General features: G+C 65.4%; 16 protein-coding genes. 5 read left to right on the forward strand and 11 right to left on the reverse strand.

Annotation, left to right across the window (positions count from 1 at the left end):
• Positions 1–9: 9 nt before the first annotated feature.
• From ACVILH_RS30940 to ACVILH_RS30955, 4 genes are all read right to left on the reverse strand, one after another.
• Positions 10–1,035 (reverse strand): amidohydrolase family protein, encoded by a 1,026-nt coding sequence (locus ACVILH_RS30940; protein WP_456716277.1) that lies wholly within the window; start codon positions 1,033–1,035, stop codon positions 10–12.
• Between the two features lie 37 nt (positions 1,036–1,072).
• Positions 1,073–2,449, reverse strand: coding sequence for an MFS transporter (locus tag ACVILH_RS30945; protein WP_456716278.1), 1,377 nt, complete (start codon positions 2,447–2,449; stop codon positions 1,073–1,075).
• Positions 2,450–2,883: 434 nt separating this feature from the next.
• Positions 2,884–3,783 (reverse strand): LysR family transcriptional regulator, encoded by a 900-nt coding sequence (locus ACVILH_RS30950; RefSeq protein WP_456716279.1) that lies wholly within the window; start codon positions 3,781–3,783, stop codon positions 2,884–2,886.
• Positions 3,784–4,034: 251 nt separating this feature from the next.
• Positions 4,035–4,448, reverse strand: a complete 414-nt coding sequence (locus ACVILH_RS30955; RefSeq protein WP_172134131.1) for a TspO/MBR family protein — start codon at positions 4,446–4,448, stop codon at positions 4,035–4,037.
• Between the two features lie 264 nt (positions 4,449–4,712).
• Between ACVILH_RS30955 and ACVILH_RS30960 the strand changes: the two genes are divergently transcribed.
• Positions 4,713–5,672, forward strand: a complete 960-nt coding sequence (locus ACVILH_RS30960) for an AAA family ATPase (RefSeq protein WP_456716280.1) — start codon at positions 4,713–4,715, stop codon at positions 5,670–5,672.
• Between the two features lie 5 nt (positions 5,673–5,677).
• The gene (locus tag ACVILH_RS30965; protein ID WP_456716281.1) at positions 5,678–7,051 is read left to right on the forward strand and encodes a vWA domain-containing protein; all 1,374 of its coding nucleotides are present in this window, start codon (positions 5,678–5,680) and stop codon (positions 7,049–7,051) included.
• A 457-nt stretch (positions 7,052–7,508) separates the two neighbouring features.
• On the opposite strand, the gene ACVILH_RS30970 is transcribed toward ACVILH_RS30965, so the two are convergent.
• Positions 7,509–7,784 (reverse strand): hypothetical protein, encoded by a 276-nt coding sequence (locus ACVILH_RS30970; RefSeq protein WP_456716282.1) that lies wholly within the window; start codon positions 7,782–7,784, stop codon positions 7,509–7,511.
• Between the two features lie 756 nt (positions 7,785–8,540).
• On the opposite strand from ACVILH_RS30970, the gene ACVILH_RS30975 reads away from it, so the two are divergent.
• A complete protein-coding gene (locus tag ACVILH_RS30975; RefSeq protein WP_456716283.1) occupies positions 8,541–9,098 on the forward strand; it encodes a DUF1236 domain-containing protein in 558 nt (185 codons plus the stop codon).
• Between the two features lie 5 nt (positions 9,099–9,103).
• Here the strand turns inward: ACVILH_RS30975 and ACVILH_RS30980 are convergent, their stop codons facing one another.
• The 4 genes from ACVILH_RS30980 to ACVILH_RS30995 form a co-directional block, all read right to left on the reverse strand.
• On the reverse strand, positions 9,104–9,337 hold the full coding sequence (locus ACVILH_RS30980; protein ID WP_456717123.1) for a hypothetical protein: 234 nt from the start codon (positions 9,335–9,337) through the stop codon (positions 9,104–9,106).
• Between the two features lie 84 nt (positions 9,338–9,421).
• On the reverse strand, positions 9,422–9,865 hold the full coding sequence (locus tag ACVILH_RS30985) for a RidA family protein (protein ID WP_456716284.1): 444 nt from the start codon (positions 9,863–9,865) through the stop codon (positions 9,422–9,424).
• A 21-nt stretch (positions 9,866–9,886) separates the two neighbouring features.
• On the reverse strand, positions 9,887–11,563 hold the full coding sequence (locus tag ACVILH_RS30990) for a benzoate-CoA ligase family protein (RefSeq protein ID WP_456716285.1): 1,677 nt from the start codon (positions 11,561–11,563) through the stop codon (positions 9,887–9,889).
• A gap of 185 nt (positions 11,564–11,748) precedes the next feature.
• The gene (locus ACVILH_RS30995; RefSeq protein WP_011925373.1) at positions 11,749–12,243 is read right to left on the reverse strand and encodes a MarR family winged helix-turn-helix transcriptional regulator; all 495 of its coding nucleotides are present in this window, start codon (positions 12,241–12,243) and stop codon (positions 11,749–11,751) included.
• Positions 12,244–12,561: 318 nt separating this feature from the next.
• Between ACVILH_RS30995 and ACVILH_RS31000 the strand changes: the two genes are divergently transcribed.
• Positions 12,562–13,734: an ABC transporter substrate-binding protein gene (locus tag ACVILH_RS31000; RefSeq protein ID WP_456716286.1), complete on the forward strand. Its 1,173-nt coding sequence runs from the start codon at positions 12,562–12,564 to the stop codon at positions 13,732–13,734.
• A gap of 20 nt (positions 13,735–13,754) precedes the next feature.
• Positions 13,755–14,213: a cupin domain-containing protein gene (locus ACVILH_RS31005; RefSeq protein WP_456716287.1), complete on the forward strand. Its 459-nt coding sequence runs from the start codon at positions 13,755–13,757 to the stop codon at positions 14,211–14,213.
• 115 nt (positions 14,214–14,328) lie between these two features.
• Here ACVILH_RS31005 and ACVILH_RS31010 read toward each other — a convergent pair whose 3' ends face one another.
• Positions 14,329–15,576, reverse strand: a complete 1,248-nt coding sequence (locus ACVILH_RS31010; protein ID WP_456716288.1) for a flavin-dependent oxidoreductase — start codon at positions 15,574–15,576, stop codon at positions 14,329–14,331.
• 54 nt (positions 15,577–15,630) lie between these two features.
• Positions 15,631–17,979 carry a bifunctional salicylyl-CoA 5-hydroxylase/oxidoreductase gene (locus ACVILH_RS31015; protein WP_456716289.1) on the reverse strand — a complete coding sequence of 783 codons (2,349 nt, stop codon included), beginning with the start codon at positions 17,977–17,979 and terminating at the stop codon, positions 15,631–15,633.
• Between the last annotated feature and the right edge of the window lie 46 nt (positions 17,980–18,025).

The following is an 18,025-nucleotide window of genomic DNA, read 5'->3' on the forward strand; positions in this document are numbered from 1 at the left end:
CGCTTTAGATTACTTGCCCTTGGCCTTCAACGCGGCGTCGAGACGCGGGAACACGCGCCGGGCATTGCCTTCGTAGATCTGGTGGCGCTGCTCGGGGGTCAGCTTGGCGGCCTCGATGTAGCGCTTGGTGTCGTCGTAGTAGAAGCCGGTCTCCGGATCGATGCCGCGGACGGCGCCGATCATTTCCGAGGCAAACAGGATGTTGTCGATCGGGATCACGCCGGTCAAAAGGTCGATGCCCGGCTGGTGGTAGACGCAGGTATCGAAGAAGATGTTGTTGAGCAAATGATCCTTCAACAGCGGCTTCTTCAGCTCCTGGGCGAGGCCGCGGAACCGGCCCCAATGATACGGCACGGCGCCGCCGCCATGCGGGATCAGGAACTTCAGGGTCGGGAAGTCCTTGAACAGGTCCGAGGTCAGGCACTGCATGAATGCCGTCGTATCGGCGTTGAGATAATGCGCGCCTGTGGTGTGGAAGCAGGCGTTGCAGCTGGTCGAGACGTGGATCATCGCGGGGATGTCGAGCTCGACCATCTTCTCGTAGATCGGATACCAGTGCCGGTCCGACAGCGGCGGCGAGGTCCAGCGACCGCCGGAGGGATCCGGGTTCAGGTTGATGCCGACGAAACCGTACTCCTTGATGCACTTTTCGAGCTCGGGAATGCACGTCTTCGGATCGACGCCCGGCGACTGCGGCAGCATCGCGACGCCGATGAAATTATCCGGGAACAGCTTGCTGACGCGGTAGCACAGCTCGTTGCAGATCGAGGCCCAGGTCGAGGACACCTGGAAGTCGCCGATGTGGTGCGCCATGAAGCTCGCGCGCGGCGAGAACACGGTGAGGTCGCTGCCGCGCTCCTTCATCTTCTTGAGCTGATTGCTCTCGATGCTCTCGCGCAGCTCGTCGTCGCTGATCTTGAGTTCGGAGACCTTCGGCATCACGGACGGGTCCTTGATCCCCGCGATCTGCCGGTTGCGCCACTCTTCCAGCGCCTTCGGAGCCGTCGTGTAATGGCCGTGCACGTCGATGATCACGTCAGTCTCTCCCTCAAGCTTTTTCGTCCGGCGCCGCTCAATGCGCGACCACGGGGCTGCCGACATCCTTGCCGCTGGCGCGGCCGCCCGGTCCCACAATCTGCTTTACCACAAGGGCGAGCGCCGCGATCAAGCCGGGAACTGCGATCACGGTGAAAATCTCGCTGAAGGTCAGGTGCCGCGCGGTCAGCTCGGCGACCAGGAAGGAGCCGGCGATACCGCCGAAGCGGCCGATGCCCATCATCCAGGCGACGCCGGTGGCGCGGCCCTGGGTCGGATAGAATGCCGCGGCCAGCGCCGGCAGCGACGACTGCGCCGTGTTCATGACGACGCCGGCGACGAACACGATCACCACCAGGAAGCCCATGTTGCCGACCGCCTGCCCGATCAGGAAGATCGTCACCGCCGTCAGCGCATAGCCAACCGCGACGATGCGGTTGGCGTTGAAGCGGTCCATGAGAAAGCCGAAGAACACCGCGCCGACGCCGCCGAGCGGGAACAGCGCCGAGATCAGCGTCGCGGTCTGCGGGTTCAGCCCGACATCCTTGAACAGGATCGGCATCCAGTTGATCAGCGAGTAGAAGATCACCAGCCCCATGAAATAGGTGATCCACAGCATCAGCGAGCCCACGCGCAGCACCGGCGACAGCACCATGCCGATGCCGGTCGCGTTGACGCGGCGGGTGGTCTCGGCATGCTCCGGCTCCAGCATCACGAACTGGCCGACATCGGCAGCCCTCGCCGAGATCTTGCGCATCACCTTGCGCACGCGCTCGACATTGGCGCCGCGCGACAGCAGATAGTGCACGGACTCCGGCAGAATGGCGATCAGCAGCACCGTCAGCACCAGCGGCGTCGCGCCGCCGAGCACCAGCACGCTGCGCCAGCCCCATTGCGGGATCATCCACGCCGCGAGAAAGCCGCCGCAGGCCGCGCCCAGCGGAAAGCCGCAGAACATCAGATTGGTCATGGTGGCGCGCAGCCGGCCCGGGCAGTACTCGCTGAGCAGGGTCACGGCATTGGGCATGGCGGCGCCGAGGCCGAGGCCGGTGACGAAGCGCAGCACGGTGAGCTCAGTGAGGTTGCTCGCGAAGGCCGAGGCGAGACAGGCGACACCAAAGATCAGGACGGAGCCGACCAGCACCAGCTTGCGGCCGAGACGGTCGGCCACGGGACCGGCGAGCAGCGCGCCGGCGGCAAGGCCAAACAGCGCGGCGCTGAGCACCGGCCCGAGCGCCGATTTCTCGATGCCCCACTCCTTCAGCAGCGACGGCGCGATGAAGCCGATCGCCGCGGTGTCGAAGCCGTCGAGCAACACGATAACGAAGCCGAGCGCAAAGATCAGCCACTGGAAGGCGGAGAACGGGTGGTCGTCGAGAAAGGCCTGGACGTCGACGCGGGCGGTCGTAGGCATCGCTTCTGCTTCCTTGGGGTGCTGTTCTTGCGCGTTGACCGAGGTCCGCAGGGGCGCGCTCCACGCGCGCTCGGTCCTGCTGCTTCGGCAGCTTGACCGCTTATGTGACCGAGCGCGCCGGCCCGCACCAGCGCTGGGGGGCTTCTATCAGATATTCCAAACTGGAATATGATATCGGATGAGCCATGCTGATTTTAGAATGGGTCTGAGAGCTCCGCCGTTTGCTTTTGCCTCGCTGGACGCCACGGACTCCACCCTCCCCTGGAGGGGGAGGGTCGCTCGCGCGCGAAGCGGGCGACGGGGTGGGGTGAAGCCACGGCGGGACTACCCGTGTGGCTCACCCCACCCCGTCTCACATTGCGCTGCGCTCCATGTGAGACGACCCTCCCCCTCCAGGGGAGGGTGGCACCGCCCGAGCCGAGCTTATCCGCGATTTATCTCGGCAACTTCTTGATCAGCGCTGTCGCTAGCTTCATCGTCTGCTGCGCCAGCGGCGTGGGCCGCTTGTGGGCCGACGTCACGAAGCACAGCACGCTCGTCGGGGCGGGCTCGGTCAGCGGCCGGATCGCAAGCTCCCCCGCCCGTCCCGAGGCCGCCACGCCGCTCGGTGTCAGCACGGCATGGCCATAGCCCGCGCAGACGAGATCGATGATCGAGGGCACGCTCGACACCTCCCAGGCGATGTCGAGCTTGACGCCGGCCAGCGCGGCCTGCGTTTCCAGCAGCCGCCGCATCGCATGCACGCGCTCCGGCATGATCAGGCTGTAGCGCGACAGCTCGGCCATCGGCAACGGCGCGGTGACGCGGCGCTTGCCCTTCGGCGCGTGGCTGACCAGCGCCAGCGGCTCCTGCAGCACCGGCGTGATCTCGATGCCGGCCTGAGCGTCGGGATTGTAGACCATGCCGACGTCGATGCGGCCCGACGTGATCCATTCGACGACATGCGTCGACAGGCCCTCGACGACCGCGAGCCGGGCCGCCGGATATTCCTTCCGGAAGCGGTCGATCAGCGGCAGGGTCAGTTGCCGCGCGATGCTCGGCGGCAGGCCGATGGTGACGCGGCCGACCGGCGCGTCACGGCTGGCGCCGAGATCCTCGCGCGCATGCGCCACCAGCTGCAGCACGCCGACGCTGTGATCGAGCAGCCGCTTGCCGGCCTCGGTGAGCTCGACGCCGCGGCCGTTGCGCGCGAACAGCTGCTGCTTCAATTCGGATTCCAGCGCCCGCACCTGCCGCGACAACGCCGGTTGCGCCACATCGAGCACGGAGGCGGCCTTGCTGAACGAGCCGAGCTCGGCGACCTGAACAAAGTATTCGAGCTGCTTGAGGTTCATGGCTGGGGGGCTCGCCACAGCACGCCATGTAGCGCGAGCTTGAAGCCGCGGACTCGCTGCAACCTCGCCCCGCTTGCGGGGAGAGGTCGGATTGCATCGCCAGATGCAATCCGGGTGAGGGGGTACAGGTCTATCCGCGAACACTCCCCGCGCGGTTGCCCCTCACCCCAACCCTCTCCCCGTAAGGACGGGGAGAGGGAGCGCACCGGTTGTCTGATCTGACAGCGAGCTTCCATCAAACTCGGCTCATCTCAATTCAACACATTCACCGAGAAATTCAGCACCGAGGCGAACGCGACCCAGCAGGCGTAGGGCACGAACAGCAGCGCGGCGATCCGGTCCGCGCGCCATTGCATCACGATGAACGTCACGATCAGCACGAACATGCTGACGATGATCGCGAACGCGACCCACATCAGATGCGCGGTGAAGAACACCGGCGACCAGGCGAAGTTCAGCACCAGCTGGCCCCACCACACCTGCATGACGGCGCCGCTCTCGACCCGCTCATAGGTTCGCCAGCCGGCCACCGCGACGAGGATGTAGATCACCGTCCAGGCGATCGGAAACAGCCAGCCCGGCGGGGTGAACCAAGGCTTGTTGAGCGAGCCGTACCACGCGCCGGGCATGTTGGAGGCGCCGATGATCCAGCCGCCTCCGACCACGAGGACCAGGAGGACGAGAAGATGCAGGATGGATCGGTTCATATTCCGCTCGGCGTGATTTTCGGGGGCTGTCCGCCGGCGCCCGGCAGCCATGCGGCCGGAGCACCCACGCGCGCACTGGACAGGGCCGCCCTCTGCGCGTAGCCAGGACATAACACAATGCGAGGAAAAGTCAGGGTTTTCCCCTGGCGCCAACGTCCAGGGACCGGAAACGCCGATCAAGTCAGCGCCGGGGTCCCGATACCAGCAAACGGAGCACGCTCAGTGGCTGATTCCCCGGCCCCCTCTTCAGCCATCGCCTCGATCCAGGCCGTCGAAGCCGGCCTCGCCGCGCAGGGCTATATCGCCAGCCGCCAGATCGCGACCGCGGTCTACCTGTCGCAGGCGATCGACAAGCCGGTCCTGGTCGAGGGTCCCGCCGGCGTCGGCAAGACCGAGCTCGCAAAAGCGATCGCCGCCTGGCGCGGCCTGAAGATGATCCGGCTGCAATGCTATGAGGGCCTCGACGAGGCCAAGGCGCTGTACGAGTGGAAATACGCCAAGCAGCTGCTCTACACCCAGATCCTCAAGGACAAGCTCGGGGAAGTCCTGGGCGGCGCGCAGACCCTGCACGCCGCGCTCGGCCAGCTGCATGATTTCGGCGACGTGTTCTTCTCCAAGGAATTCGTCGAGCCGCGGCCGCTGCTCCAGGCCCTGCTTGAGCCCGCGGGCTGCGTGCTGCTGATCGACGAGATCGACAAGTCGGACGCCGAGTTCGAATCGCTGCTCTTGGAAATTCTCTCCGACTTCCAGGTCACGATCCCCGAGCTCGGCAGCATCGCCGCCGCCAAGCCGCCGACCGTGATCCTGACCTCCAACTCCGAGCGCAATCTCGGCGACGCCTTGAAGCGGCGCTGCCTGCATCTGCATATCGGCTTCCCCGAGCAGAGGCTGGAGGAGCGCATCGTCGAGAGCCGCGTGCCCGGCATCTCGCAGACGCTGCGGCGGCAGCTCGTCGCCTTCATCCATGACATCCGCACCCTCGACCTGAAGAAGCAGCCGTCGGTCAGCGAAACCATCGACTGGGCACGTGTGCTGGTGCTGCTGCAGGCGGCCGAGCTCGGCCATGAGATGGTGAAGGACACGTTGAACGTGCTCCTGAAGTACGAGTCGGACATCGAGGTGGCGCTGCCGCAGGTGACGACCTTCGTCGCCAAGGCGCAGCGCCAGAACATCTTCGGGTAGGCGCCATGCAGGAGAACCTGCATCGGTTCTTCCGGGCGGCGCGCGGCGCCGGCGTGCATGTCTCGCCGGCCGAGAGCATCGACGCGATGCGCGCCGTGGCAAGCATAGGTGTCGCCGATCGCACGGTCCTGCGAGACACGATGCTGCTGACGCTCGCCAAGAGCGAGGATGAGAAGAAGGCGCTTGGCGCCTGCTTCGATCTGTTCTTCGCCCATGTCGATCCGGCGCAGGCCGAGACCAACGACGACGCGTCGCAGGACGGAGCCTCGGGCGAGGCGCAGGCTGCTCCGTCCTCGGGACAACAGAGCGATGCGGACGCGAATGCCGAGCTCGGCCCCCTCGCCCAGATGCTGCTGGCGCAGAATACCGCCGACATCTCGGCCGCGATCGCCAACGCCTCCAGCGCCGTTGGCCTGTCGGAGATCCGCTACTTCACCCAGCGCGGCCTGTACTCCAGCCGCATGCTGGAGACGATGGGCATCCAGCGGCTGCGCGACGATCTCGACGCGCTGACGGAGACCAACCCGGCGCTGGCCGAGCGGTTGCAGGCCGGCCTCGACGGCCTGCGCGACACCGTGCGCGATACGGTCGCCCAGGCGCTGGCGCTGTACGGCCGCGAAGAGACCGAGAATTTGCGCCACGAGATCCTGCGCAATGCGCAGCTGTCGCGGATCGAGCCGCGCCAGGTGGCGGCGATGCGCGCGCTGATCCGGCAGATCGCTCGCCGCCTGCGCGAACGCTACAGCAAGCCGCGCAAGCGGCAGCGCCGCGGCCATCTCGACGTGCGCCGCACGCTCCGCCGCAACGCCGCCTGGGGCAGCGTCCCCTTCCTCACCGCCTGGAAGCGGAAGCACCGCGACCGCCCGAAGATCGTCGCCCTGTGCGACGTCTCCGGCTCGGTCGCGCGCGTCTCCGACTTCTTCCTGCTCCTGATCCACAGCCTGCACGACGTCGTCAGCGACGTCCGCTCGTTCGCATTCTCCGGTCGTCTGATCGAGGTCAGCGAGATCCTGGAGCAGAAATCGACCGAGGAGGCCATGGCCGAGATCATGCACAAGGTCGGCTTCGGCTCATCCGACTACGGCTCCTCGCTGGTCGATTTCGAAAAGCAGTTCATGGCCTCGGTGACGCCGCAGACCACCGTGATTGTGCTGGGCGATGCCCGCAGCAACAAGCTCGACCCGCGCGCAGATATCCTGAAAGCGATTTCAGAACGCGCCAAGCGCGTCGTCTGGCTCAACCCGGAAGGCCGCGTCACCTGGGGCTGGGGCGACTCCGAAATGCCGCGCTACCAGACCTTCTGCAACGTCGTGCGCCCCTGCGCCACGGCGCAGCAGCTGGAGCGCGCGGTGAGCGACATCGTCTCGGCGTATCAGTAAGCCACGGCTCTCACCACGTCATTGCGAGCGCAGCGAAGCGATCCAGGCTGACGGACCACAACTAATTCAGCTATTCGCACATCTTGCCACGAGCGCGATGCCCATGACTGCGCCCTCTCCCCTTGTGGGAGAGGGCATGTAGGACAGTTCTGCGAGCTCGGTCGGGTGAGGGGTCCTCTCCACGAGCACGACTCGCGGAGAGGCCCCCTCACCCAACCGAGCGCTCGGACAGGCCGCACATGCCCTCTCCCACAAGGGAAGAGGGCGCTGTATCGCACAGCGCCGAGGGTTGTAGTCCGTAGGGTGGGCAACGACATCGGGCGGCGCAAGCCGCGCGATGGCGTGCCCACCGACAGTCCAGCCGCGCAGCACGGTGGGCACGGCGCGATGAAATAGCCTCGGCTAACAACAACTGTACGGGCGCGCCTTTGCCCACCCTACGCACTGTCCCCCGGAGCTACCGTCCACCCGCCGCCCGCTTCAGCAACGCCGCACGCTGCTGGTCCGAAAAACTCACGCCCGACTTCTTCTCCACCACACGCACCGCCCATGAGCGCATCGGGTCATCATCCACCCGCGCCGGCTCGCGCAAGATGGCGACGCCGATTTCCAGCATCTTGGCGTCGGCCTGATGCTCGATGCCGCCGCCTGCGGTGCTCGTCACCACGAACACGCCGGCTGCCGCGCCGATCGCGGCCGCCAACGCCGCCGTCACGAAGAGTCTCCAGTCCAAGTCCGCCCCCTGCTCTCATCGCCATTGCGTGGCCACGTTCGAACAGGTTGATGGCTGCGACATGGCGTTCCTACGTCCGCCATTCGGCGGCACGCACATCCAAAGACCACATTTGTTCGAACCACGAATGCCGTGGCTCCATCCGTATGTGACATCATGTGTGACTGCCCGTCGCGTTACCTTGTCGCAGCACTCAACCCTTGTGTCGTCGGGCAAATCAGCACGATGCTGGCGCCCAACCTGCCTCGGCGAAGAGGGGCGTACGCGTCGTCACGATACGTGAGGCAGGCCGCGGTGGACGTCGTGCATCATGCGCATTTCGCGCGGACGAGTGATGCGGGTCGTCCGGTGAAGTCGTGATGTCCTGATACCCCGATGCTGGTATCACGTCTGCTGCGATGCCCAGCGCATCGCGTGGACAATGGTGGCCAACAAGCCCGGCGCACCAGGGAGACCACGTATAAGCCGATAAAACATCGCGCAGGGAAGGCCGGAATGTTCGGCCCACCTGTGGTTCCTGCCCCGTGCATTCTTTGTCGCACGGGGGCCGCGGGTGTGGTGGACACCCGGCCTTCCCTGCGCCCTCGACTTTGAAGGACGGCATCGACCGGCATGCCTCGGACCACACTGGTCGCGGGAACGCGACGGCATGCGCAATTGATCTCAGACATGAGGGGAAGCGCATCGGGACGCTGCGCGAGGAGGAACGGATGCCAGCGACGACGCTTAGCTCCGCAGCATCTCGCGGAGGTCTTCATGATCGACAACGATCGCAACGATCCCAATCGCCGGCGCATCAGCACGCTCGCCCTGGCAGGCGGCGGCGCGCTCGCCGTGTTGTTCATAGCCCTCATCGCCTGGCCGTTCGTCAGCCGCAATCCGATCGGTACGCCAAACGGCGGCGCCAATCCCTCCTCGGCATCCGATACCACGGTCGGCCGCACCATGCCGGCGCAACAGGCGGCGGAAAGCGCCGTCGGCAAGAACGATCCAGCGGGCCAAGCCGATGCGACCGGCGGGCGAGAGCGCGCCATCAAGCAGAGCTCGCAGCCCCTGTCGCTGAGCGATCAGGCCCGCAACCAGGTCAAGGACGTCATCGGCAAGCAGAATGCGCCGCGCGTGCAGCAGGCGCAATTCGAGATGATGATCGGCTCGGCCGTTCCCGGACAGGTGCAGTTGCAGGATATCCCGCCCGAGATCACGCAGATCATGAACGGCTATTGGGGCGATCAGTACGTGCTGGTGCAGGACAAGCTCGTCATCGTCGACCAGCACACCCGCCGCGTCGTCGCGATCGTGCCCGGCGTCGGCTGACCGCGTCAGGCGATGCTTGGCTTCTCGGCTGTCGCAAACCGCCGCTCATGCGCGGAGATGGCGAGGTTCGCCATCCTCAGCCGGTTCGTCTGGCCGCAATCGACCATCCGCGAAATCTCCGCCGCCAGGAACTGATAGGTCTCGAACTCGTCGCGCACGGCGCCGGTGCGCCAGAGGAAGTCGAGCGCGATGTCGTAGGCCTCGGCGGCCGCGGGCTGTCGGAAGTCGCTGAAGATCAAGCGTGCCATCGAAGAGAAGGCGCGGAGGCGAGTCTGGTTCCTATAACGGGACATGATCTCGCAACCTCCGTACCGGTCTCGCCCTCAGCGCGGCACCACCGCGGTCGCCTCGATTTCCACCCGCGCCGCCTTCTCCACCAGCCTGACAACCTGCACCAGCGCCATGGCCGGATAGTGGCTGCCGAAGATCTCGCGATAGATCCTGCCGAGCTCCTTCAGATTGCCGAGATACTCGTCCATGTCGACGACGTACCAGGTGAGCCGCACCAGATGCTCCGGCCGCGCCTCGCCTTCGGCCAGGATCGCGGCGATGTTCTGCAACGCCTGCCGGACCTGCGCGATGAATCCATCGGCAAGCTTCTCCTGCGCGTCCCAGCCGATCACGCCGCCGGTGACGACGATGCGGCCCTCCGCGCTGATGCCGTTGGCATAGCCCTTCGGCATCGGCCAGCCGCTCGGCTGCAGCACGCGCAGGCTCGAATCGTCCTGCTTCACCACGGCGAGCGTGGGCGCTTTGGTCGTGCTCACGAACGTCTCTCCCTGTCTCTGCTACGCGGCCGAGTCCGAAGCGGCGGCAGCGGCCTGCGCGATCTGCCGCAAGGCGAACCGCTTCAGCTTGCCGGTCTCGGTCTTGGGCAGCTGCGTCACGAACTCGATCGCGCGCGGATATTTGTACGGCGCGATCTCGCGTTTGACATGTTCCTGCAGCTCAGTCACGAGCGCCGGCGTGCCTTCCGCTCCCGGCGCGAGCACGACGTAGGCCTTCACGACCATGCCCCGCGCGTTGTCAGGGGCACCGACCACGCCGCATTCGGCGACGGCCGGATGGGTCAGCAGCGCCGCCTCGACGTCGGTGCCGGCAATGTTGTAGCCCGACGACACGATCATGTCGTCGGAGCGGGACTGGTACCAGAAGTACCCGTCCTCATCCATCACATAGGTGTCGCCGGTGACGTTCCAGCCGTTCTGGACATATTTGCGCTGGCGCTCGTCGGCGAGGTAGCGGCAACCTGTGGGACCGCGCACCGCGAGCCGGCCCATCGTGCCCGGAGGCACGTCGCGGCCCTCGTCGTCGACGATCTTCGCCTCGTAGCCCGGCACCGGCTTGCCGGTCGCGCCCGGACGGATCTCGTCCTCGACGGCGCTGATGAAGATGTGCAGCATCTCGGTCGAGCCGATGCCGTCCATCAGCTTCAGCCCGGTTACCTTGAGCCAGGCATCGAAGGTCGGCTTCGGCAGCGTCTCGCCGGCGGAAACGCATTTGCGCAGCGAGGAGATGTCGCGTCCCTGGAGCTTGCCCAGCATGGCGCGGTAGGCGGTCGGCGCCGTGAAACAGACGGTCGCCTTGTAGCGCTCGATGGCCGACAGCAGATCGTCCGGCGAGGTCTTCTCCAGCACGACATAGGACGCGCCGATATGCATCGGGAACAGCACGCCGCCGAAGCCGAAGGTGAAGGCGAGCGGCGCGGTGCCGATGAAGCGATCGCTCGGGCTGGCGCGCAACACGTTACGGGCATAGCCGTCGCACACCGCCAGCATGTCGCGGTGGAAATGCATGGTGCCCTTGGGATCGCCGGTCGTGCCCGAGGTGAAGGCGATCAGACAGAGATCGTCGGAGGCGGTATCGATCGCAGTGAAGTCGGGGCTCGCGTCCGCAATCAGCGCTTCCAGCGCGTCGGGCTGCCCGTTGCCCCAATACACAACCTGCTTCAGCGCCGGCGCGACCGCGCGGGTCTTTTCCATCTCGTCGGCGAGCTTGCCGTCGCACAGCGCCAGCGCGATCTGCGCCTTCTGGATCGGATAGGACAGCTCCTTGGCGCGCAGCAGCGGCATGGTCGCCACCACGATGCCGCCGGCCTTGATCGCCGCGAGATAGGTCGCGACCATCATCGGGTTGTTGGCGGAGCGCAAGAGCACGCGGCCGCCGGGCACGAGGCCGAGCTTGCCGACCAGGACGTTGGCAATTCTATTCACCAGCGCCTGCAGCTCGCGATAGGTGTAGCTGACCTCCGCGCTGAAGATGCAGGGCGCATCGCCACGGCCTTCCGCAACCCAGCGGTCGAGGAAATGCGTCACGCAGTTCAGCCGCGGCGGATACTGGAATTCGGGGCGGCTGAACACGAAGTCGGGCCACAGCTCGCGCGGCGGCAGATTGTCCTGGGCAAAGGTGTCGACGTGGGCGCTGTGCGCGCTCTCCGGCTGCTGAACCCTGGCGGCAGTGGCCATCACACGCTCCTGTCTCAAAGGGAAGGACGCCCGGCACGTTTCAGTCCTAAACATTTTAGACTTAAAACATTTGGATGCAAGAGCGGACTGGAGCGGAAGCGAGCCGAAGATTGTGCACCGCCCGCAAATTGTTTGAGCGTTTGCCGCGAGCGGCGGCGCGCCCGCGACGTTCTGTCAGCCCGTGATCAGTCCTGCCGGCGTTGCACGGCCTTTTGCGCCGAGCCCTTGGTCTTGGCCAAGAGCCGCATCAGCTCGCGCACGTCCTTCTCGGTGAGATCCCCGAAGATATCGGCAATCCAAGCCTCGTGCTCGGCGGCCATCTTGCGGAATTCCGCACGGCCGAGCTTGGTCAGCCGGATCACCTGCACGCGACGGTCGGTGTCGGAGGTGCGGCGGTCGAGATGGCCGGACTCGACGAGGCGCTCGACCAGCCCGGTGACGTTGCCATTCGACACCATCATGCGCTTGGAGACGTCGGACAGCGTCATGCCGTCAGGCGCCTTGTCGAGCTGCGCCATCAGGTCGAAACGCGGCAAGGTCACGTCGAAGCGCTCGCGCAGGCGACCACGGATCTCGCCCTCGATCAAGGTCGTGCAGGTGAGCAGTCGCAGCCACAGCCGCAGCTCCTCGGCATGGTCCTCGGGCAGCTCGACGGCCTTGGTCTCGGAATCAAGCGTCATGACGGATTCACTGGTGGCAGGATCATTTGGGGCACGTTCAGCCTCGTCGGCGCGGCTCATGAGTTTGACCTTCAGGACCATACGTGAGCAAGGAAAAACGTACCGTCATTTGCGCCAGACAATGGGCAAAGAAATTCCTTTAACCTTCAAGCAATTGGCGCGCCGCTTGCATACAGCCGAAACTGCCCTTTCCGCAAGCAGCTCGCTTGCGGCTCGGGGCATCATCAGACTAGGCTTGGTCCCAAGCTGCGGTCTGACCCATCATTCGGTCAGGTACCAAAAACAAGACCTGAATTTCCGCATCCCGGGGGAGTTGTCATGAAAGTGAGTTCGAAGCTGGCCGGTCTCGGCGTCGCGGCGTGCCTGCTGGCGCAGCCGGCGCTGGCCGCCGACAAGATCAAGATCGGCGTCATCGTCACCCTGTCAGGACCCGCAGCCGCGCTCGGCGGACAGGTTCGCGACGGCTTCAACCTCGCGATCAAGGATCTCGGCGGCAAGATGGGCGGCAAGGACGTCGAGGTCGTCGTCGCCGACGACGAGCTGAAGCCGGACGCCGCGATCACCAAGGTCAAGGGCCTGCTCGAGCGTGACAAGGTCGACTTCGTCGTCGGCCCGATCTTCTCCAACATGCTGCAGGCGATCCATCGCCCGGTGACCGAGAACAAGACCTTCCTGGTCAGCCCGAATGCCGGTCCGTCCAGCTATGCCGGCAAGGAGTGCAGCCCGTTCTTCTACGTGACATCGTACCAGAACGACCAGGTTCACGCCGTGCTCGGCAAGGTCGCCCAGGACCGCGGCTACAAGAAGATGTACCTGCTGGTCCCGAACTACCAGGCCGGGCGCGATTCCGTCGCTGGCTTCAAGCTCGACTACAAGGGCGAGATCGTCGAGGAGTCCTACGTTCCGCTCAACACGCTCGACTTCCAGCCCGAGCTGTCGAAAATCTCCTCGCAGAAGCCGGACGCCGTGTTCACCTTCATGCCCGGCGGCATGGGCGTGAACCTGGTGAAGCAGTTCAAGCAGGCCGGCCTCGCCGATACCGTGCCGGTGCTCTCGGCGTTCACGGTCGACGAATCCACCCTGCCCGCGCAACAGGATGCCGCGGTCGGCATGTTCGGCGGCGCCAACTGGGCGCCCAACTTCGACAACCCGCAGAGCAAGAAGTTCGTCGCTGGCTACGAGGCTGCCTACAACATCGTGCCCGGCACCTATGCCATGCAGGCCTATGACGCCGCACTGCTGATCGATAGCGCCGTGAAGGCGGTCGGTGGCGATCTCGCTGACAAGGACAAGGTCGCAGCGGCGCTGAAGAAGGCCGATTTCAGCTCGCTGCGCGGCAACTTCAAGTTCAACACCAACGGCTATCCGATCCAGGACTTCTATCTGACCAAGGTGGCCAAGCGGCCCGATGGCAAGTTCCAGACCGAGATCGTTCAGAAGGTGTTCGAGAACTACGCCGACCGCTACGCTAGGGATTGCGCAGCCAAGTAACGACAGGGAGCGAAACCATCATGAGCCATCCGGAAATCGCCGGCATCACCCGGGCGAACGAGGGCATCCAGGGCATCTCCTGGAACATCCTCGGCCAGGTCTACGTGCCGAAGAACCGCACCGAGCACAGCTTCTCCTGGCATGCGACGTTCCCGGTCGGCACCTTCGTGCCGCCGCACATCCATCCCGACCAGGACGAGTATCTTTACATCCTCGAAGGCCGGCTCGACTTCTTCCTCGACGGCGCCGAGGAATACGCCACCGCCGGCGACACGGTGCGGCTGCCCATGGGCAAGCCGCACGGCATCTTCAACAAGTCGCAGCAAACGGCGAAGACCCTGTTCTGGGTGTCGCCGACACGGCGGCTTTACGAGCTGTTCTGGGGCATCCACAACATGCGCGACCAGAACCCCGACGACGTCGTCAAGCTCGCCGCCGAGCACAACATACACTTCCTGCCCCCACCTCCGGGGGCATGAGGCAACTAAGCGCGTGACTCACGAGCGGTCGCGCAGCAAACGGTGCGCCCCCTCTCCCCGTCCTGCACGGGGAGAGGGCTGGGGTGAGGGACAGCGGCACGGGCAGTCTCGGCGATTACGACGCCTGCCGCGTCACCATCCGAGCCGCGAAGCCCGCCCGGCTCGCATAGCCGCGCACGATGCCCTCACGGGCCTCGTAGTTCAGGATGGTGTTGATATCGGTGAACCCCTGCGGCGCGAGCTGCTCCACCGCATCGATCACGCCCTCCGGCCCGCCACGGCGGTTCGACGCCACGATGTCAGCGGTCATCGGCAGCCGCTTCTGCTCATAGGCCATCAGCGCCTGGCGCGGATGCTCGGAGCGAGCCAAGGCATCGGCGAGCGCGCGGGCATCGAGGATCGCCTGCGACGCGCCGTTGGAGCCGACCGGGTACATCGGATGCGCGGCATCGCCGAGCAAGGTGACGCGGCCGCTCGACCAGTACGGCAGCGGATCACGGTCGCAGCAGGGATATTCCCAGAACTCCGGCGTCGCCCGCACCATCGCGGCGAAGTCGACCTGGGGAATGGAGAAGCCGTTGACATGCGGCATCAGTTCGTCGGCCCGGCCGAGCCGCGACCAATCCTCGCGCCGCGGCGGCGCGGTGTTGGCGTCGCCGATGCGCACCAGCACGGCCCAGTTGGTGAGCCGCGTCGCAGGGCTCGAGCCCTCGGCAATTGGATAGATCACCGCCTTGGCGTTGAGGCCGCCGGCGATGATCATCGACCGCCCGGTCAGGAACACCGGCCAGTCGGTGGCGCCGCGCCACAGCATCAGGCCGTTCCAGCACGGCGCGCCCTCGTTCGGGAACAGCGTCTGCCTGACCTTGGAATGAATGCCGTCGGCGCCGATCAGCACGTCGCCGCGGGCGGTGTGAACATGGGAGCCGGAGCGGTCGAAGAAATAGGCGGTCACCCCGCCCTCGTCCTGGGTGAAGGAGCCGAGCCGGCAACCGGTATGGACCTTCTCCGCTCCGAGCCGCTGCATCACCGCTTCATGGATCACGCTCTGCAGCCGGCCGCGATGGATCGAGAATTGCGGTACGTCGTGACCCGCATCGACGCCGCGCGTCTCGTGCCAGACCTCCTGGCCGCGCCGCGTCAGATAGAACAGCTCATAGGTGCGGATCGCGACCTCATCGAGCCGATCGAGCAACCCAAGCTGGGCGAGCTCGCGGATCGCATGCGGCAGGGTGTTGATGCCGACCCCGAGCTCGCGGATCGCGTCAGCCTGCTCGAACACCTCGCAATCGATGCCGCGCGCCCGCAGCATCAGGGCTGTGGTCAATCCGCCGATACCGCCGCCAACGATGATCGCCTTCATCGCCCCCTACTCCACCTACATTGGACGTACCGAGCGGCAGCGTTGCACGACGCCTTACTCCGCCGCAAGCGGCTTCGCTGCCTCGGCCTTCAGCTCCGCCCGCGTTTTCGGTTTAGCCTTAATCTTCAGCTCCTCGAAATCCTGCCTGTCACGCACGCTGTTGCGGAAGATCTGCTCCTTGCCCGGCAGATATTGCGGCGGGCAGAACATGTCGGCGCCATACCAGGCGGCAGCCTTCATGGTGAAGGCGGCATCCACCAGATGCGGACGGCCGAGCGCGACGAGATCGGCGCGGCCGGCGGCGAGGATGGTGTTGACCTGATCGGCCGTGGTGATGTTGCCGACGCACATCGTGGCGATATGGGCCTCGTTGCGGACCTGATCGGAGAACGGCGTCTGGAACATGCGGCCGTAGATCGGCTTGGCCTCGCGCACCGTCTGACCGGTCGAGACGTCGACGAGATCGACCCCCGCCTCGCCGAACGCGCGAGCGATCTGCACCGCGTCATCGCCGGTGATGCCGCCCTCGGCCCAGTCGGTTGCGGAGATGCGCACCGACATCGGCTTGTCCGCCGGCCACGCCGCGCGCATCGCTACGAAAACTTCGAGCGGAAAGCGCAACCGGTTCTCCAGCGAGCCACCGTATTCATCGGTGCGCTTGTTGGTCAGCGGCGAGATGAAGCTCGCCAGCAGATAGCCGTGGGCGCAATGCAGCTCGAGCATGTCGAAGCCGCATGCGTGACCACGCTCTGCTGCCGCGACGAAGTCCGCCTTGATCGCATCCATCGACTTACGATCGAGCTCGCGCGGCACCTGGCTGTCCGGGAAGTACGGCAGCGGCGACGCCGAGACGATGTCCCAGCCGCCCTGCTCCAGCGGTCGGTCCATGCCGTCCCACATCAGCTTGGACGCGCCCTTGCGGCCGGCATGGCCAAGCTGTAGCGCGAACTTCGCTTGCGAGTTGGCGTGGACGAAATCGACGATGCGCTTCCAGGCCGCCTCCTGCGCGTCGTTCCACAAACCGGCGCAGCCGGGCGTGATGCGCGCATCCCGGCTGACGCAGGTCATCTCGGTAAACAGCAGGCCGGCACCGCCGATCGCGCGCGAGCCGTAATGCACCAGATGGAAATCGCCGGGCACGCCCTCTTCCGCCGAGTACATGCACATCGGCGACAGCACCGCGCGATTGGCGAGCGTCATGTCGCGCAGCTTGAACGGCTGGAACATCGGCGCGACCGGCTTGTCGACATCGACGTCGAAGCCCTTGCCACGCACCTGTCGAGCGAAGGCCTTGTCCACCTCCGCCACGAAGTCCGGCGCCCGCAGCGTGAGATTGTCGTAGGTGATCGCCTTCGAGCGGGTCATCACGCCGAACGCGAACTGCACGGGATCGAAATCCCAGAAGCGATCGACATGCTCGAACCAGACCAGCGACACGTCGGCGGCATGCTGGGTCTTCTCGACCTCCTCGCGGCGGCCGTGCTCGTAGAGATCGAGTGCGGCTGGAATGGTCGGCGCACCCTGCATGGCGTCAGCCAGCGCGATCGCGTCTTCCATCGCGAGCTTGGTGCCCGAGCCGATCGAGAAGTGCGCGGTCGACTTGGCGTCGCCGAGCAGCACCATATTGTCCTTGACCCAGCGCTTGTTGCGGATCATCGGGAAATTGCGCCACATCGAGCGGTTGATCAGCAGCGGATGATCGCCGAGGAACCAGCCGAAGATCTGCTTCATGCGGTCGGCGGACTGCCGCTCATCGAGCCCCGTCAAACCCGCCTTTTCGAAGGTCTCGGGATCAGTCTCGAAGATCCAGGTCGAATGCCCCGCCTCGTACTGATAGGCGTGCGCGATGAACGGTCCCCACTCCGTCTCCTGAAAAATGAAAGTGAAGGCATCAAGCGGCTTGGTCGAGCCCATCCAGGCGAACTTGTTGGCGCGCAGGTCGACCTCCGGCTGAAAGTGATCGACGTACTTCTGGCGGAAGCGGCTGTTGATGCCGTCCGACAGAATCATCAGGTCGGCATCCGCGAACTGCGTCTCGTCCTCGAGATCGACCTCGAAGTGAAGGGCGACGCCGAGCTCGTGCGCCCGCTCCTGCAGAATCCGCAACAGCGTGCGGCGCGAGCAGCCACAGAAGCCGTTGCCGCCGACGCGGTGCACCGTGCCGCGGAAGTGCACGGCGATATCGTCCCAGTAGGCGAACTCCTGGGTGATGCGCTGGTAGCTCGGCAGGTCGTGCTTTTCGAAATTGTCGAGCGTGGCGTCGGAGAACACCACGCCGAAGCCGAACGTATCGTCGGCGCGGTTGCGTTCGTAGACCGCGATGTCGGCCTTGGGCCGCTGCTTCTTGAGCAATATCGCCGCATAGAGACCGGCAGGTCCGCCGCCGATGATCGCGATCTTCATGAGCGCCTCCACTGGAGAGCCGAGCCAATGGAAATTATTTTAGACC

The sequence above is a fragment of the Bradyrhizobium sp. USDA 4353 genome (assembly GCF_054063215.1).

Excerpts from the sequence above, each read along its gene's own strand:
- ACVILH_RS30945 (WP_456716278.1), bottom strand. The coding sequence starts at position 2,449 with ATGCCTACGACCGCCCGCGTCGACGTCCAGGCCTTTCTCGACGACCAC.
- ACVILH_RS30950 (WP_456716279.1), bottom strand. The coding sequence starts at position 3,783 with ATGAACCTCAAGCAGCTCGAATACTTTGTTCAGGTCGCCGAGCTCGGC.
- ACVILH_RS30965 (WP_456716281.1), top strand. The coding sequence starts at position 5,678 with ATGCAGGAGAACCTGCATCGGTTCTTCCGGGCGGCGCGCGGCGCCGGC.
- ACVILH_RS30975 (WP_456716283.1), top strand. The coding sequence starts at position 8,541 with ATGATCGACAACGATCGCAACGATCCCAATCGCCGGCGCATCAGCACG.
- ACVILH_RS30990 (WP_456716285.1), bottom strand. The coding sequence starts at position 11,563 with ATGGCCACTGCCGCCAGGGTTCAGCAGCCGGAGAGCGCGCACAGCGCC.
- ACVILH_RS30995 (WP_011925373.1), bottom strand. The coding sequence starts at position 12,243 with ATGACGCTTGATTCCGAGACCAAGGCCGTCGAGCTGCCCGAGGACCAT.
- ACVILH_RS31000 (WP_456716286.1), top strand. The coding sequence starts at position 12,562 with ATGAAAGTGAGTTCGAAGCTGGCCGGTCTCGGCGTCGCGGCGTGCCTG.
- ACVILH_RS31005 (WP_456716287.1), top strand. The coding sequence starts at position 13,755 with ATGAGCCATCCGGAAATCGCCGGCATCACCCGGGCGAACGAGGGCATC.
- ACVILH_RS31010 (WP_456716288.1), bottom strand. The coding sequence starts at position 15,576 with ATGAAGGCGATCATCGTTGGCGGCGGTATCGGCGGATTGACCACAGCC.
- ACVILH_RS31015 (WP_456716289.1), bottom strand. The coding sequence starts at position 17,979 with ATGAAGATCGCGATCATCGGCGGCGGACCTGCCGGTCTCTATGCGGCG.